This is a genomic window from Steroidobacter cummioxidans, assembly GCF_003104955.1.
The window spans coordinates 64,720-78,962 of the sequence record NZ_LSRW01000018.1; the positions used below are offsets into that span (position 1 = coordinate 64,720).

Sequence of the window (14,243 nt, forward strand, 5' to 3'; positions counted from 1 at the left end):
GCTCCTCATGCAAACAGCTAGGATTTTTGCGCAGCCTGACGAATCGACTCCAGTGTGGCGTTCGGCGTGATCGCTTCGGGATCGATGCGAATCTCGATCAGCGCCGGCTTGCCCGCCTTCATCGCCCGCTCCAGTGCCGGCGCAAATTGCTCGGTGGTCTCCACCAGCTCACCGTGAGCGCCAAACGCAGTGGCGAACGCGGCGAAGTTGGGATTGACCAGCGACGTGCCATACACCCGAGCCGGATAGTCGCGCTCCTGATGCATTCGGATCGTGCCATACATGTTGTTGTTGACGACGATGATGATGACGTTGAGCTGATATTGAACTGCGGTCGCCAGCTCCTGGCCCGTCATCAGGAAACAGCCGTCGCCGGCAAGCGAGATCACCGTACGCTGCGGATACAGCGCCTTCGCCGCAATACCAGCCGGCACGCCATACCCCATCGCACCCGATGTTGGCGCGAGCTGCGTCCGGAAGCCACGATAGCGATGGAACCGATGCGCCCAGGTCGTGTAGTTGCCGGCGCCATTGGTGACGATGACATCCGACGGTAGCACGCGGTCGATGTGCTGAATCACATCCCACATCTGCACCTTGCCTGGAATCTCTTTGCGCCCTTGCCACGCGTGATACTCCGCATTGGCAGCCACGACCTGCGATTTCGCTTCTTCGCGCGTGACCTTGGGAAGAGCGGCCAACGCATTCGTCATCGCCGGCATGGTCGCGTTGATCATCAGCTCAGCGTGATAGAACCGTCCCAGCTCTTCGGCTTCAGGATAGATGTGCACCAGTCGCTGCGTCGGCACGGGACCTGCGATCAGGCCGTAGCCACTGGTCGTGATCTCGCCGAGTCGCGCGCCGAGCACGATCAGCAGATCCGACGCTTTGACTCGCTCGGCCAGCTTTGGATTGATGCCGATACCCACATCGCCGGCGTAGTTGGGATGCGCGTTGTCGAACAAGTCCTGCGAGCGAAACTCACATCCCACCGGAATGTGTTGCGTCTCGGCGAAGCGTTGCAACTGATTGCAAGCCGCTTCATCCCAGCCACTGCCGCCGACCAACAGGAAAGGTCGATGCGCCTCGCCGAGCATTCGAGATAACTGGGTGAGCGCCTCCGGTGAAGGCGCAGACTCGATTCGCTGCCACGGCCGCGCATCGGCGACGTCCGCAGTTCCCGTCAACACATCCTCAGGGAGTGCGAGCACCACTGGCCCCATGCGTCCGCTGGTCGCGACTTGATAGGCGCGCGCGATGAACTCAGGAATGCGATCGGTACGATCGATCTGCGCGACCCACTTCGACATGGGACCAAACATGCGTCGATAGTCGATCTCCTGGAACGCCTCGCGCTCCATGAAGTCCGTGCCCACCTGACCGATGAGCAGGATCATCGGCGTCGAATCCTGGAAGGCAGTGTGTACACCGATCGACGCATTGGTGGCACCGGGGCCGCGCGTCACCAGACAGATGCCGGGCTTGCCGGTCAGCTTTCCGTAGGCCTCGGCCATGTTGGCCGCGCCATTTTCATGACGGCACGTAATCAGCCGGATGCGATCGCGCACGGTATACAGCGCATCGAGCACCGGCAGATAGCTCTCGCCGGGCACGCAGAAAGCAAGCTCGGCTCCATGCGTCAGCAGTTGATCGACAATGAGTTGCCCGCCCGTGCGCTGCGGACGGCTCGAGCTCGAAGTCATGGCGCTCACCTAACCTCAACGAAAGCGCCAATCTTACCGCGAGCGTTATGTCATCGGCTGCTTATAGCGATCCTCAGAGCGTCCGCCAGCCCGGCCTCATCGACCCGCCCGACGGTGCGCTGCGCTGCCTTGATGACCTCAGGCTCGGCGTTACCCATCGCAATCGGATGGCCGACGACACGCAAAGCCGACAGATCGTTGCCCGAGTCGCCGACGTACATAACGTCACGCATGTCGACGCGATAGGCGGCGGCGATCTCGCGCATCGCACTGCCCTTGCTCACGCCTTGCCGGGTAAGACCGACGAATCGCACGTCGCGCATCAGCGGCGACGACGAATCAGCCATTTCTAGACCGGCAGGCACGACGACTCGTTTGGCATCTTCCGGCGAGAGCAACCACTGTGCGCGCACCAGTGGCGGCGACAATGTTTCGTACGGCCTCGGCTTGAAGGGCAGACCGAGCAGTTCTGCATGTTCGCTCGCCCAAGGCGCTTCGCTCTCGACGACGTAGTCGTCATCACCATACAACTCGAGCACCTGACCGGTCTCGCGCGCATGCGAGATCAGGCCGCGAACGGATCCTTCAGGCAGTGGCGTGGAACGCGACTCGTGAGTGGCGAGGTTCACGACGCTCGCGCCGTTTTGAAAGATGTGCCAACCATCATCGTCCAGATGACGCGCATAGTCCGCAGCCAGGCCGAATGCTGGCCGTCCCGAGCACAATGCCAGATGAATTCCTGCGGCACGCGCCTCAGCGGCAAGCTGCCAGATCACATCGGGCACCTGGCCGGAGCTGCCGACCAAGGTGCCATCGACATCGATGCCAATCAACGCAATCAAGGGTGTCTTCCCAGCGCGAGCACAGGTCACGAGTGTAGCGTGACCGCGGGATGCTCGCGCCGTCAGATTTAGCTCACTTCAGCGAGGCACGCCCATCAACGCCAGGCCTTGCGCGACCGAAGAAAATTCATCGCCGCCCACGAGCTTGTCCGCTCCAAACTTCCTCGCGAACAACTCGCGCACCGCCGGCACCAGCGCGGTGCCGCCGGTCATGAAAACGCGGGTAAGGTTTGCAGGATTCACACCTGCGGTGCGAACTGCTTCATCCGCAGTTGCCTCGATGCGTGACAAATCGTCAGCAATCCATCGCTCGAACTCGCCGCGCGCGACCGTGCGATCAATCTCGATCGGGCCTGCATTGAAGCTGAGCTTCGCGGTGCCCTGCATCGTCAGCGCCTGCTTCACGCGCGACACGGCCTGAAACAACGTGAACCCTTCCTCGTTGCGAATGACATGCACCAGGCCTTCGAACGCTTCCTGATCCACAGCCGTGCGCAGAATGTCAGTGATGTGCCGCAACGTCTGACGGTTGTTCATCATCGACAGCTGATGCCAGCTGGAGAAGTTCGCGTAGATCCACAACGGAATCGGCAGCTTCTTGCTTTCCGGCTGAAACTGCGAGCCCATGCCGAGCGCCGGGCAACAACCGCGTTTGTAAAAAACGATCTGNTGATAATCGAAGCGGTCGCCGGCGATGCCGATACCAGTCTGTGCCAGCGGCGTGAGCTTCGGCTGCGCGCCTTCGGCATTGACTTCAACGATCGAGAAGTCACTCGTGCCACCGCCAAGATCGGCAACGAGCACTAGATGACGACCTCGCGCTCTGCTCGCAAACGCGTACGCAGCCGCTTCAGGCTCCGTTCCAATTCGATCCGCTTCGCGCCCTGCGTGAGCAAACGCAGCCTTCAGCCGCGCTTGCGCCAACTCGTCGTCAGGCGATGCGCCAGCAAACTCGATGGGCCGACCGATGACGAGCGGCGCCTGACCCAGCAACTCACGAGCACCGGTCGAGTCATATAGATGCTGCAGCAATGTTCCGATCAACGACTCCAGCGTGTAGGTGTGAGTAAACACCTTCGTGTCGACAAACGCGCGGCTGCCGAGAAACGATTTCATCGATTGCACGAGCCGCGCCGGCCCGGTGCGCGCAATGTAGTCGGCGATTGCGTCCGCACCCGCGCTGCTGATCGGCCGATCTCGCGGATTCGGCTCGGCCGGCCGGAAACAGAGAATCGAAGGCAGCGCGGCGCCTTCGCCGGCTCGCGATGACACCTTGAGCACGGCGGAGCCGAGATCTGCGCCCACCATGGCAATAACGGTATTGCTGGTGCCGAAATCGACACCAATGGAAATGGGCTGCATGGAAAATCGCCGGGGGAGTGGCCGGCTATTGTAGCAGCTCGACGGGGCGATGCCGCTCCTGAAACCTCAGCGCAACAGTGATCGCGCCGTCGGGGCAAGCCTCAAGACCTGTGCGGCTCGCTCTTGATAATCAGTCAGCTCGCGCCCGACGGCAGTGCCCGCGAGTCGCGTGCGCAGCTGATCGTAACTCGTCGCATCTTGCGTGCGAGCAAACCAGACGAACACCTTCTCATGCTGCCTCACCGGCAGTGCCGGGAAATTGTTCGGCGTCGACTCCGTTACATAGCCGCCGAGTACAGGCACGCCCGCTTCTGTCAGTTCCGGGGCGAGCTTCTCGGTGAAGAACTGAGTAAAGCCCTCGGCAGGATCCTTCCATAGATAGTAGATCGTCACGATGACCACCCCTGCCGTCTTTTGCGTATCGCCGACCGAAGCGCGCTCGCTCGCCGGCGGCACCTTCATCGCCAACTCCGCCGTCGCAGGCCTCAACAACAAGACGTTGTCGTTGTCCTCCAGTAACGGATTCGCTTCACCGCGATGCGCCTTCCACACTGCCCCAGTGTAAAACTCAGTCAACGCCTTACCGCGCAACTCCATGCTCGGAAACTCGCGCATCCACGTGAACCGATTTGGATCGTCGAGATCGCGGAACTGCCCGAGCAGACGCATGCCCACCTGCTCCTGCCCTTCAATCAGCTTGCCGTCGAACACCGCGATCATCGCGTCGCGCTTGCCCGCAAAGATCTTGTACTGACGCAGCTCGAGCACACTCGATGTCGCGACGGATGTCTGTGCCTGCGAGGTCATTGCGAAAATTACCGATAGTGCTGCCAACCAAGCTCGCATGGATCAGACTCGCGTGAACTCCATGATCCAATTCGCCTCCCAGGTCGCACCCGAATCGACGGAGAACGCCTGCTCCCAACGCGCGCTGTTCGCCTTGATCTGCGACCACAGAAAACGAATCCGAATCGGCCGCCCTTCGAACGTGTCTTCACCGAAGAACGTGCCCACGCCATCACTGAAGGTGCCATGCACCGGCTGGTCGAGCTTCGGATCGCGACCATCGATCCAATAAATGCTCCAGCGCCCTTGCTCGGGATTGAACAAACGCACCGTGCACGCTTGATACGTTCCCTGCGGCAGCTCGATCACGTTCTCATCGAAGTTGCCGCAACCACCGAGGATGGGCTTGGCAGTCATGGTTCCGCCAAAGCGAACCCAATCCGTACTGCCTTTCAAGCGCGCAGCCAGACGCTGGTGTGATACGCGCCAGCTGCCGTGAAGAAAATCGAAGTCAGCTGCACCCGAAACAGAAGCTGTCGTCATGCGTACTCTCCCTTAAATACCATTACCCAATCCGTTTTCCATCAACATCCTCAGGCGGGGTCAGGGGCGCGCCCCTTCCCGCGCGCGAAGCGCGCTGCCTCGAGTCGCGCATCTTCGAGCTGGGGAAAGGTGGAGGGTCTCGGGAAGTTCGCAACCACCGTGACTCCAAGCCCGCCGCCATTCGAGCAAACCGTTGCACGCTCGCAGTACCGATGACGACGCGCGTTGCAGCTCGCAGCGCGTTAGCGCGTTAAGGGCGAGCGACACTGAGCGTCACGCGGCCACTGCCCAAATCATGCGGCAGCCATCAACGCAAAGCCCGCCAACAGTAAAGACGCTCGCGAGTCAGACCCCCACTTAATCTTACGCCCCAGCTCTGCCGACAGGCTGCGCGCAACGCGCGTCAGCGCCACCGCGAAGCGAAAAGCGCCAGCCAAAAACCAGCGAGCGACCATTCCATAACGATCGTTCGGTTCTGTCAATGACCGCAGCAGTCAGGACGACAGCCGATCCCGCAATTCGGGCAAGCATTGCAACAGCGGCGCGGGCGATTGTTGAACTTTGCACAGAGCCATCGCGCCTGAGTAAACCGCAACGATGTAAGCCGCCAGCGCTCCCGGCTTGGATCGCGGCAGCACTCGCTCATTCATGTCATGTTTCAGCTTCGCCTCGAGCTCACTTTGCCAATGCGCGAACACTCGCGCGAGGCTCTCCTGAAAATCCGGATCAGCGAACGCAAGCTCCAGGGTGAGATTGTTGAGCGGACACCCTCGCACCGCCTGTCGTGCGGCCAACTGTGTCGCGATGCTCTTGAACACCGCCGTGATCCCATCGAGCGTCGTCTTCGCCGCTCGCACCGGCGCGATCCACGTCTGCTCGACCTCCGCCGCCACTCGTTCCTCGATGACCGCCAACGCCAGATCTTTCTTGCCTTCGAAGTGGTGATAGAACGCACCCGCCGTCACGCCCGCAGCCTCGAAGATCGCTTGCATCCCTGTCGCGCTGTACCCACGACTCTGGAACAACTCGGCCGCGACATCGAGAAAGCGTGCCCTCACGCCCTCGGGATCGTTTTTACGTGCGGGCGCATGTCCCGCCCGCTTCTTCTTCGCCGCCACCGCCCACCTCACTGAAGCAACGCTCGCGTCGCAAATCATAGCAAGTTGAGATCACCGCTCTGCGACGGCACACTGCCCCGATGGATGAATGGGTACTCAATGCGTTGCAGCGCTGGCCGAACGTGCCGGCATTGTTCGGCTGGCTCGGCCTGGACCGTCGCGGCCGCTGGCTCGTGCAAGGCGAAGCGATCAGCCATGCTCGCATCATCGAAGTGATCAATCGGAACTACGCCGCGGACCAGCATGGCCGCTGGTATTTTCAGAACGGTCCGCAACGCGGCTACATGCAGCTCGAATCGACGCCGTTCATCGTGCTTGTCGCCGAAGACGGCGAGCATCTCGTCACTCACACCGGGCTGCCAGTCGCACAGCTTCGCGCCGCCTACTTAGACGAAGCGGGCTCGCTGGTACTCGCAACCGAACACGGCCCCGGCGAGCTGCGCGGCACCGATCTGCAGTGGGCCTTGGACAGATTGTCCATTGCGGGCAAACCCGTAGATGACGATGCGCTTGCTGCCGCGCTCGAACTGCCTTCTCAATCACGCACCGACATCGCACTCACCATCGGCACATCTCAATTGCCGCTGCAACGCCTCGACTTCGCTCAAGCACCCTCAGTGTTGAGCTTCGAGCGCGTTCCCGCACCTCGCGACGGCGAAAAAGTCGCGACCCGCGCGATGGACTAGCACGCCGGGTGAATCCAATCAGACCGTGATTTCGATTCGATTTCCGTCGGGATCGAGCACCACGCTCTCGTAGTAACCGTCGCCGGTGCGACGGGGGCCATCGAGTACCGGGTAGCCATCATCCTTCAGACCCTGCGTGAGGGCATCGACGCGCTCTTCGGAGCCGACCGAGATGGCGAAGTGCGTCAAGCCCATGCGCTGCGCGCCCGCTTCAATGACGACTGGCGAGAGCGTCGTGGTCCGCATGAACTCCAGACGCGCGCCAGTGCTGAAGCTGAGGAAAACGGATTCAAATCCCTTGGCGGGATTGCGATAGCCGCTGCCCGCCACAGCGTCGAAATACGTGACGTAAAAATTCCTGACACGCGTCAGGTCGTCGGTCCACAGAGCCAGATGTTCGATGCGCATGAGTGTCGAAATTGAAGACAGTGACAAGTAGGGACTGGCGTCGAGTTGGAAAGTTTCCCGTCACTTCGATGTGAGTGTCAGCAACGCTTACAGCCGGGCCGGTCGCTTTGTGAAGTCAATCCATTTTCGTGCGCGACAATGTGTGTTCCGATGGATCCACGCAGACACGACGCGCGTTGGTCGGCGGCACAAGAAAACTCGGCGCAAATGTGTAAAAGAATCGGACACATCGAGCTTCAGTCAGTGCAGCCAGGATTAACAATCGTTCATCCGACCACTCAAGCGCCGCGAAGCAGACGAGACTAGCGATAGAGAACGAACCTGTGACCACTGTCGGTCGCAGGTGGCAAACGAACCTTCAGATAAGGATCAAAACATGGCACGGGTCATTGGCGGAATCGGGCACACCCTACTGAGTCTTTCGGTGTTGGCGGTGCTGGCGGGTTGCGGCGGCGGCCCAGGCGTCACACAGAACGCGCTGCCTTCCGGCGGCTCTTCCGGTTCACCTGGCTCCGGCGGCAGCGGCGGTAACGCCAATCCGGGTCCGACCGCGCCGACGCCGGGCGGCGGCACTACGAATCCGGGCACTACCGATCCGGGCACGACCAATCCGGGCGGCGGCACGAATCCGACCACTCCGCCAGTCAACGAAGCGATCGGCGATCTCGCCACCGCAACCGCGAACTCGGCCGTGCTCACCACTACTCGCACCGACGTTTACAACCTCAACACCGTGGCGCTCGGCTCCAGCGGCTGGCGTCCGACCGCCTTGCTCGAGCACGACACCGTGAATCTCGGCGGCGAACGCATCAACACCAGCCCGCGCGTCGCATTCGATGCCGCTGGCAATGGCTTTGCTGTGTGGGCCCTGCGTGACATTTTCGTGAGCCGCTACACCGCGAGCACCGCGAGCTGGTCTACGCCGACTGTGCTCGATGTGGGCATCGACATCGCTCACCAGCCGCGCATCGCGATCGACCGCCCCACCGGCAATGCGATCGTGACCTGGACCGAGAGCGATGGCGTCGCGGAATCGATCTACGCCACCCGCTTCACCGCCGCGACCAATGCCTGGAGCACCCCTGAGGTGCTGGAGAACTCGAACAACCCGGTCTCCGGCGAAGACGAGAACTCGTCGGTCTCCGTGGCTGGCTCTCAGGCCGCAGTGGCGTGGCGTCAGTCCGATGGCACGACCCTGCACGTCTATCTGTCACGCCTGGAGAACGGCAGCTGGAGCGTGCCGGTCCAGGTCGATACCGGCGTCAACCAGGCACTGCATCCTGAAGTCGCCGTCGATCTGAACGGCAACGTGACTGTCGCCTGGCGCCAGCAGGATCCGCTGACCGGCTTTCGCATCAACACCCGCCGCTGGGACAACACCACGCAGTCGTTCGGCCCGGTGATGCCGATGAACGGCGCCGGCGATCGTCAACATCGTCTGCAGTTCGATGGCGCCGGCAATGCCTTCCTGGTCTGGCGCAATGGCGGCGTGTTCGTCCGTCAGTTCAACGTGACTACCGGTCAGTGGACCAATCAGATCGACATCAGCGCCGGCATCGGCGGCACCATGGACGCCCAGTTGTCGGTGGACGCCGCCGGCAATGCGATGGTCGCCTGGATCGAAAACGCCGGCGGCATCCCTTCCATGTACGCACGCCGTTACAGCGCAGCGTCCGGCACCTGGGGCAATTACGAGCTGCTGGAAAACAGCAATACACCGGTCAACCTCGACCTCTTTGTCACGGTCAGCATGGTCGGCAATGAAGCCGTCGTGGCGTGGGTGGAGCAGGGTGCGCACAACGATTTGTACGGCATCAAGATGACGGATGGCGTTTGGGGCCCGGTCACGCTGCTCGAGACTCGCGACGAAATGGCTAGCCAGGTGACCTCCGCCGTCAACGCCGCGGGCAATGCCGCGGTGCTGTGGCAGCAAGCCGATGGTCTGCAGCCCTCCGTTTATCAGGCGATGTTCCAGACCTCGAACTTCATCGTGCCGAACGGCGCGACCTGGCAGTCCGTCGCCAACGCGCTGTACGGCGTCAACAACGTCGAGGCTGGCAATGCGCTGCAGGCTGCGATGGGTGGCGGCACGCTGAGCGCCGGCGCGATCCTGAGCGGCTTCCCGTCCACGCTGACCGTGACGACGACCATCCCGGGTTACTACACCGTGCTCTCCACTGATACGTGGGCGCATGTCGCGCAGCGCGTGTATGGCGTGACTGATGTCGCCGCCATCACTCAGTTGCAGACACTGTTGGGCACCACCACGCTGACCGCGGGTCAGCACCTGGTCGTTCCAAGCAGCTTCCAGTACACCACGTCTGCGAACTTCCGCGCACCGCTGGATTGGACTCGCGTCAACACGACGTCGACGACCTATCACCCGCTCAACAACAGTGCGTTGACGGTGCCGCTGACCGACTGGACGCCGCAGCAGTTGCTGGAAACGAACCCTGTCGAAACCTTCGAGCCGCGGGTCGCATTCGACCATGCCGGCAACGGCATTGCTGTGTGGCTGCAGGGCGGCGACGTGGTGATGAGCCGTTTCACGATCAGCAATGGTCAGTGGTCGACGGCCACGGTGCTCGATGCAAACCCCAACGAAGCGTTCTCCCCACGCGTCACGATCGAGCAGACCACGGGTAATGCTTTCGTGTCTTGGGCGCAGAGCGACGGCGCAGCTGTCTCCATGTATGTCAGCAGCTTCAACGCCAGCACCAACACCTGGAGCGCGGCGCAGCTGCTCGAGACGAGCAACTTTGCCGTGACTCCTTCTACGGGTACCAGCAGCTCGAGCACGGGTGAGCACGCCGCGATCGCGTGGGTGCAGTCCGACGGCACGCTGGGCCACCTGTATGTGTCGCGCCTCGTCGCCGGGACTTGGACCGCGCCGGTGCGCGTCGATACCGGCACCGCTTACGGCGTCGGCGATCATCCCGAGGTGAAGATCGATAGCAACGGTAACGCGATGCTCGCGTGGCGCCAGCGCGATCCGAATGAAGGCTTCCGCATTTACGCGCGCCGCTGGGATAACACCACGCAGTCGTTCGGTCCGGTTGTCGGCCTCAACGGCCCGGGTGAGCGTCATCCCCGCCTCGGCATGGATGCGGCTGGCAATGCCATCGTTCTGTGGCGTGGCGGTGGTGTGTACTCCCGTCGCTACGACGTGACCACCGGGCAGTGGAGCCCGCAGGTGCAGCTGAACGTCGGCTCGGGCCCTGGCACGACCGGCGAGATCTCGGTAGATGCGAACGGCGATGCCTTGGCTGCCTTCGTCGATACCGACAGCACCGGTCCGTCGCAGTACGCACGTCGGTACGATGCCGCCACCGGAACGTGGGGCAGCGCCGTGGCTCTGGAAAACAGCAGCGAAGCCGTCAACGTCGATATGGAAGCGGCCGTGTCGCTCGTCAACGGCAACGCCGTCGTCGCGTGGGCCCAGCAGAACGGTCAGCTCTACGCCGCCCGCTTCAGCAACGGCGTATGGGGCGATCCGGTCAACATTGAATCGCGTACAGAAGCCGCCTCGATGCCGGTGGTGGCGATGGATGGCGCGAGCAACGCGACGGCGCTGTGGATCCAGGCCGATGGCGTCCGACGCTCGATCTACTCGGCTCGCTCCAGTGCCACGCCGTACTACGTCGTGCCGGCTGGCGCGACCTGGCAGTCACTCGCCAACACGCTGTACGGCATCGACTCGGTGTCCGCAGCGACGGCGTTGCAGACTGCTATGTCGAATCCGACGCTGACGACGGGCCTGCATCTGCAGCCGCTGCCGACGACGCTGACCGTGACTCCGCCGGTGCCGACGCACTACATCGTGCAGAGCGGTGACACCTGGCAGAGCATCGCGCTGGCGCTGTACGGCACGAGCCGCAGCGAAGCGGCGACGGCGCTGTGGGACTACCTCGGCCGTCCGACGCTGACCGTGGGCCAGCAGCTGCTGATCCCGGCCGAGCTCGCCTACACCATCACCGAATAACAAACGTTTCCAAAACGTTTCTAGGGCGAACCAACCTGGGCCCCGTCGCAAGACGGGGCCCATTTCTTTTGTATCGAGGCTGCCTTCAGCCGTTCGCCTGCGCCTGTTTCCATTCGCGCGGCGTCAGGCCGCTCTGCGTTTTGAACGCTCGCGACAGCGCCGCCTCGCTACCATAGCCAACTTCCACAGCGATCATCTTGAGCGAACGCCCCTGACGTAGCGCCTGCTGCGCCAGACTCACGCGCCAGTTCTGAAGATAAGCACCCGGTGTCAGGCCGACGGTGTCGCGAAAGGCATTCGCGAACACGCTACGAGACATGCCCGCCCTTTCTACCAGCTCTTCCAGCGACCACTCATACGCGGGCTGCTCATGCATGGCCACCAACGCATTGCGCAGCTTGGGATGCCCCATGCCGGCAAGCATGCCGCTGCGGATCTGGCCGCTCTCCATCAAGTGACGCAGCACTTGAATCAACACCACTTCAAACAAGCGGTTCACCAGCGCCTGACGACCGCAGCGTTGATTGAATGCTTCATCGAACAGCAACGACAGTACGCCGTCCGCGCCGTCGATTTGCGCCAACGGCACGCAGATCACAGACGGCAACGCTGCGGCAATCGGATTGGCGACGCCTCCGTCGAAATGCAAATTCGCACAAGCCAGGTCGGCGCCGCGTTTCGCGTCCGTAGTGAAGCGATGCTTCAGCGGTCGCGGATACAGCAGCAAACTGGGCTCGACGACCCGCAGCGGACTTTCGCCGTCATGTGCAACCTCGACCGGTCCCAGCTTGATCAGATGCAGCTGCCCCGTATCAGGCAATGTCGGCACTTCGTTCAGTCCGCAGAGCGCGCCGGAGTGGAACATGCGGGCATGCACCGCGAAATGCGTCAGTAAGGACTCCAGTCGGTCGACCATTCCCATATTCCCGATCAAGTTTTTCGGATTTTAAGTGACCTGGAGTCCGGCAGGCACGCGTACAGTCTCTTCCACAGACACACACCCACCCAAGGAGCACGTCATGTCGATCGAGAAAGTTTTATACACCGCACAGGCTACTGCCACCGGAGGCCGCGACGGCCGCGCCAAGTCATCCGACAATGTCCTCGATATCCAGCTGTCCACGCCGCGGGAGCTGGGTGGCGCTGGCGGTCCGGGGACGAATCCGGAGCAGCTGTTCGCCGCCGGCTATTCGGCGTGTTTCCTGGGTGCGCTGAAGTTCGTGGCCGGTAAGGAAAAGGTCGCTCTGCCGGCCGACACGACCGTGACCGGACGCGTCGGCATCGGCGCCATTCCGACCGGCTTCGGCATCGAAGCCGAGTTGCGCATCCAGGTCCCCGGCGTGCCGAAGGCTCAGGTGCAACAGCTGGTCGAAAAGGCGCACATCGTTTGTCCGTATTCGAATGCCACTCGCGGCAACATCGATGTGAAGCTGGTCGTGGTCGACTGACCTCGAGCTAAGTGAACAGCGCGGTATAACGACGCTGCATCTCCTCGGCGGTCATATCCTCGATGTGGCCGCCGAGGAGCCATTCGTGACCGAACGGATCGCGCACGGTGCCGGAACGCTCGCCGTAGAACTGATTCTGCAAAGGGCGCACGACGGTTGCACCCGCCGCCACCGCCTGCTCGAACAGAGCATCCACGTCACTGGCGTGAATATGAATCGACACGCTGGTGCCGCCGATCGAATGCGGTCCGCGAATGCCGATCTCCGGATACTCATCCGACAGCATGACGGTCACGGGCCCGAGTTTCACCTCGGCATGGCCCACTCTGCCGCTGGGCTCGACCAGCCGGAACAATTCCTTCGCGCCGAAGGCCCGCGCATAGAAATCGATGGCCGCCTTGGTGTCATGCACCCGCAAGTAGGAATACACCTCGTGGATGGTCTGCTCGCCCTTATCGCTCATGGCCGCTCCTGAAGTCTCTAGCGTGAGAGCATAGTGTCAGGTTCGGCGGCGCACGAGTCTTGAAGCTTTTTTACCTGAGGCACTGACCACGTGGTGATGCTCGCTATTCACGGCGGGCGGACAATAAGCGGACGGCGCAACGCCGGCGAGCTCGCGAAACTCCCGGGAAAAGTGTGCCTGGTCTGCATAGCCGGCGGCGAGCGCCACCTCAGCGAGCCCTCCACCATCGCTCTGACGTTGCGCCAGGCGAGTGAGCGCGCTCGAGAAACGCTGCACACGATAGAAGTGCTTCGGCGTGAGGCCCACGGCCGAGTGAAATAAGTCGATGAAATGCCGCGGGCTGTAACCGGTGCGCCGTTGAATCTGGTCCACGCGAGTGCCGAGTCCATCGGGCCGCAATGCGTAGGCAACGGCGGGATGAATCAACAACGGCCGGCGCATCCTCGCAATCAATTCGGCTTCCAAAGCTCGACAAATCGCCATCGGTTCCTGCAGCGACGCCAGTCGTTCATGCAGCTGAAGTCCGCGATAGCCCCACAGCTCCTCGATGGAAACGTGACGATCGCGCAGCTCATCCAACGATGCGTCGAGAACCGCGGCGGCCATGCCGACGCGAAACGACGCGCCGACCACGACACCCGGCGGCTTCGGCCCGGCGACATAATAACGGGATTGGGGGCCGTGAATGACTCCCCGCGTCCACGAATGCCATTCGACCTTGCTGCCCGGCGCAGCCCAGTGAATGGGCGAATTGTGTAAAGCAATGACGAGATGTGCCTTACCGGAAGGCAGCATGTGCTCCCAATTCGGGCAATGCTCGCGGCGGTGATTGAGCCAGATACAGTCAATCACAGCATCCAGCGGCGGGGCAGGACGGTATCGGATCATCACTCCTTATACCC

13 protein-coding genes are annotated in these 14,243 nt (G+C 62.0%); 3 read left to right on the forward strand and 10 right to left on the reverse strand.

Going from position 1 to position 14,243, the window contains the following annotated elements:
• Positions 1–17 precede the first annotated feature (17 nt).
• The 6 genes from D0550_RS11735 to D0550_RS11760 all read right to left on the reverse strand — a co-directional run bounded on the left by D0550_RS11735 (position 18) and on the right by D0550_RS11760 (position 6,354).
• Positions 18–1,703: a thiamine pyrophosphate-binding protein gene (locus D0550_RS11735; protein WP_116809376.1), complete on the reverse strand. Its 1,686-nt coding sequence runs from the start codon at positions 1,701–1,703 to the stop codon at positions 18–20.
• A 50-nt stretch (positions 1,704–1,753) separates the two neighbouring features.
• The gene (locus D0550_RS11740; protein WP_116809377.1) at positions 1,754–2,545 is read right to left on the reverse strand and encodes an HAD hydrolase family protein; all 792 of its coding nucleotides are present in this window, start codon (positions 2,543–2,545) and stop codon (positions 1,754–1,756) included.
• Between the two features lie 78 nt (positions 2,546–2,623).
• Complete coding sequence (locus D0550_RS11745) at positions 2,624–3,907, reverse strand: Hsp70 family protein (protein WP_116809378.1); 1,284 nt, start codon at positions 3,905–3,907, stop codon at positions 2,624–2,626.
• 66 nt (positions 3,908–3,973) lie between these two features.
• On the reverse strand, positions 3,974–4,714 hold the full coding sequence (locus D0550_RS11750; protein WP_161965777.1) for an NIPSNAP family protein: 741 nt from the start codon (positions 4,712–4,714) through the stop codon (positions 3,974–3,976).
• Positions 4,715–4,756: 42 nt separating this feature from the next.
• Positions 4,757–5,236, reverse strand: a complete 480-nt coding sequence (locus D0550_RS11755; protein WP_116809380.1) for a DUF1579 domain-containing protein — start codon at positions 5,234–5,236, stop codon at positions 4,757–4,759.
• 494 nt (positions 5,237–5,730) lie between these two features.
• Positions 5,731–6,354 carry a TetR/AcrR family transcriptional regulator gene (locus D0550_RS11760; protein ID WP_241520787.1) on the reverse strand — a complete coding sequence of 208 codons (624 nt, stop codon included), beginning with the start codon at positions 6,352–6,354 and terminating at the stop codon, positions 5,731–5,733.
• An 80-nt stretch (positions 6,355–6,434) separates the two neighbouring features.
• Between D0550_RS11760 and D0550_RS11765 the strand changes: the two genes are divergently transcribed.
• On the forward strand, positions 6,435–7,040 hold the full coding sequence (locus D0550_RS11765) for a DUF2946 family protein (protein ID WP_116809382.1): 606 nt from the start codon (positions 6,435–6,437) through the stop codon (positions 7,038–7,040).
• 18 nt (positions 7,041–7,058) lie between these two features.
• Here the strand turns inward: D0550_RS11765 and D0550_RS11770 are convergent, their stop codons facing one another.
• The gene (locus tag D0550_RS11770) at positions 7,059–7,448 is read right to left on the reverse strand and encodes a VOC family protein (protein ID WP_116809383.1); all 390 of its coding nucleotides are present in this window, start codon (positions 7,446–7,448) and stop codon (positions 7,059–7,061) included.
• 376 nt (positions 7,449–7,824) lie between these two features.
• On the opposite strand from D0550_RS11770, the gene D0550_RS11775 reads away from it, so the two are divergent.
• Entirely contained in the window at positions 7,825–11,430 is a 3,606-nt protein-coding gene (locus tag D0550_RS11775; RefSeq protein ID WP_116809384.1) for a LysM peptidoglycan-binding domain-containing protein, read from the forward strand.
• A gap of 85 nt (positions 11,431–11,515) precedes the next feature.
• Here the strand turns inward: D0550_RS11775 and D0550_RS11780 are convergent, their stop codons facing one another.
• Positions 11,516–12,346 (reverse strand): AraC family transcriptional regulator, encoded by an 831-nt coding sequence (locus D0550_RS11780; protein ID WP_116809385.1) that lies wholly within the window; start codon positions 12,344–12,346, stop codon positions 11,516–11,518.
• A gap of 103 nt (positions 12,347–12,449) precedes the next feature.
• Here D0550_RS11780 and D0550_RS11785 point away from each other — a divergent pair, with 103 nt between their 5' ends.
• Positions 12,450–12,878, forward strand: a complete 429-nt coding sequence (locus D0550_RS11785) for an organic hydroperoxide resistance protein (protein ID WP_116809386.1) — start codon at positions 12,450–12,452, stop codon at positions 12,876–12,878.
• Positions 12,879–12,885: 7 nt separating this feature from the next.
• Here D0550_RS11785 and D0550_RS11790 read toward each other — a convergent pair whose 3' ends face one another.
• Positions 12,886–13,341, reverse strand: a complete 456-nt coding sequence (locus D0550_RS11790; protein WP_116809387.1) for a VOC family protein — start codon at positions 13,339–13,341, stop codon at positions 12,886–12,888.
• A gap of 36 nt (positions 13,342–13,377) precedes the next feature.
• Complete coding sequence (locus D0550_RS11795; RefSeq protein ID WP_116809388.1) at positions 13,378–14,229, reverse strand: helix-turn-helix domain-containing protein; 852 nt, start codon at positions 14,227–14,229, stop codon at positions 13,378–13,380.
• Positions 14,230–14,243: the final 14 nt, after the last annotated feature.

Bases quoted from the DNA above. Each gene is read 5' to 3' on its own strand.
- D0550_RS11735 (WP_116809376.1), bottom strand. From the start codon at position 1,703: ATGACTTCGAGCTCGAGCCGTCCGCAGCGCACGGGCGGGCAACTCATT.
- D0550_RS11750 (WP_161965777.1), bottom strand. From the start codon at position 4,714: ATGACCTCGCAGGCACAGACATCCGTCGCGACATCGAGTGTGCTCGAG.
- D0550_RS11755 (WP_116809380.1), bottom strand. From the start codon at position 5,236: ATGACGACAGCTTCTGTTTCGGGTGCAGCTGACTTCGATTTTCTTCAC.
- D0550_RS11765 (WP_116809382.1), top strand. From the start codon at position 6,435: ATGGATGAATGGGTACTCAATGCGTTGCAGCGCTGGCCGAACGTGCCG.
- D0550_RS11770 (WP_116809383.1), bottom strand. From the start codon at position 7,448: ATGCGCATCGAACATCTGGCTCTGTGGACCGACGACCTGACGCGTGTC.
- D0550_RS11775 (WP_116809384.1), top strand. From the start codon at position 7,825: ATGGCACGGGTCATTGGCGGAATCGGGCACACCCTACTGAGTCTTTCG.
- D0550_RS11780 (WP_116809385.1), bottom strand. From the start codon at position 12,346: ATGGTCGACCGACTGGAGTCCTTACTGACGCATTTCGCGGTGCATGCC.
- D0550_RS11785 (WP_116809386.1), top strand. From the start codon at position 12,450: ATGTCGATCGAGAAAGTTTTATACACCGCACAGGCTACTGCCACCGGA.
- D0550_RS11790 (WP_116809387.1), bottom strand. From the start codon at position 13,341: ATGAGCGATAAGGGCGAGCAGACCATCCACGAGGTGTATTCCTACTTG.
- D0550_RS11795 (WP_116809388.1), bottom strand. From the start codon at position 14,229: ATGATCCGATACCGTCCTGCCCCGCCGCTGGATGCTGTGATTGACTGT.